Origin of the sequence: Devosia sp. MC1541, assembly GCF_012847305.1 — a bacterium.
Classification (GTDB): domain Bacteria; phylum Pseudomonadota; class Alphaproteobacteria; order Rhizobiales; family Devosiaceae; genus Devosia.
Genome location: NZ_JABBDZ010000041.1, coordinates 1 through 1,931, shown reverse-complemented (window position 1 = coordinate 1,931; position 1,931 = coordinate 1). Strand labels below are relative to the sequence as shown.

The following is a 1,931-nucleotide window of genomic DNA, read 5'->3' as shown; positions in this document are numbered from 1 at the left end:
CACCTCCGTCGACACCTCGCGTGTTACCTCAACCCCCAGACCGTCGACCCGATTTTCCATGTCCATTTGCCCGTTACTCGTCGGAATTTTCCGTCGAGCCGACACTGCGTCACGGTTTGGCAAGGAACAAATTGGCACCAAGAAAGAGGTGTCGGAAACGCGTTGTACGTGCCGGAGAACCCCTTCTAGTACGACGATCGGTGTGCGGGAAAAGTGTTACTTGATGCGGATTTGGTGTTACCAGCCGCGCGGCGCCACTCCAACGCCTTCGCTAATCAAAGCGGACATTGTCAAACCAAGAGAGTTCTTCGGCAGTTGTGAGCGGAGAGCCATATCGGGCAAAAGCGTGCGTACCGCGAGCCTTACTAGGCGAATTCTCCATCCGATGAGCAGACGCAATCCACGATCTCAAACAGCATCATTACTCGACCAATCGCCGTCCTGGCACGACGCGATAGAGTCATCACACGTTGCCACACACCGCCTCTGGCAATACCTCACGCGTCACCTCCCCCAAACCGTCGACCCGACTTTATATGCCGATTTGCCCGTTACTCGTCGGAATTTTCGGTCGAACCGGCACTGCGTCACGGTTGGCACGGACCAAATTTGCGACCAAGAATGAGGTGCCGATAACGCGTCGTGCGTGCCGGAGAACCCCTTCTAGAATGACGATAGGTTTGCGGGAAAAGTGTTACTTGATGCGGATTTGGTGTTACCAACCGTGCATTGCTACTTCGTCATCTTGGCTAATCGAAGCGGATCTTGTCGAACCAGGCGAGCTCTTCGGCAGTTGGGAGCGGAGAGCCATATCGAGCCGAGACGTGTTTACCGCGAGCCTTGCTCTTCGCATTGTCTTCACTGCCCTGCCCCTGCTCGTGACCCATAAACAGATTTCGGACAGCAAGTGGGATCCCGGCATCATCACAACGCTTCGCGAAAGTGTGGCGAGCGCTATAGGCGACAATGCGCCGATCCGGCGTTATGCCGCGCACCAATCGGTTCGCACGTTTTGAGAGTGCTGAGGAGCTGTTGCCGTATTGGTCAGCGGTCTCGTCAGGGAAAAGGCGTGCATTGGGTCCATCCTCCTTGCGGCGCCTGGCTATGAGGTCCAGCAGACCATCATTGAGAAGCTCCCGCGCCACCGGAAAGATACGGCGCGCTGAATTGGATTTTAGTTGCAGCTGAGCGCGCCGTAGGGCGTGGTGCTCGTCGCCATCGAAATCAAAATGCAGCAAGTCCACGCACAACCGACCGTGTAACTCACGAAAGTCCGATACGCAGAGCTGCGTGAATTCGTGCAATCGCAGGCCCTGCCGGCACGTGAAACGCGGCCACCAATAGTCTGCGGACATTTTCGGCTTCTTGCTGGTCAGCCGGTAGATCGCGTGTTCGATTTCCGGCGTGAAGGGTAGACGAACTTCGACGTCCAGAAGATCCTCTCCATCCGCCTCTTGTTCGGACTGGACATTGGCAACGGGATTACTCTCGAGGTACCCCTTCCGGATCAGGTAGTCGAATATGCCGCGTATCGTGCTCAGATATTTGGCATCGACAGTTGTGGAGCTGATCGGCGGCAGCGGACTTGCACGCTTGGCGTTCAGAGCGATGGCCTTCACCGGATCATCGGTCTTGAGATGCTTTATAGCATCAACGGGCATTTGATCGATCAAATCCCGATACCGCAGCATGTCCTCCTTTTTGTACTGAAAGACCGGCTTGTCGCCCATGGTGGCAATAAAGATTTGCAGCTTCGTGCGGATTTCAGCCAGATATTTCGGGGACCTCCGCTTCCTGAGCAGATCTGCAAAATGTCCCTCAATATGCGCCGTTAATGGCTTCTTCGCTTCAGGATGGAGTGTCCCCAGCCGCATCGCTTCCGCAACTGCCAGCGCCAGTGCCTCTGGCGTCTGGTTACTAATGGCCGGCAC

The 1,931-nt window shown here is 55.7% G+C and carries 1 protein-coding gene; it reads right to left on the bottom strand.

From position 1 onward, the window contains the following. Positions 1-749: 749 nt before the first annotated feature. The coding region (locus HKD40_RS17580; RefSeq protein WP_169197064.1) for a tyrosine-type recombinase/integrase at positions 750-1,931 on the bottom strand (1,182 nt) is incomplete at its 5' end.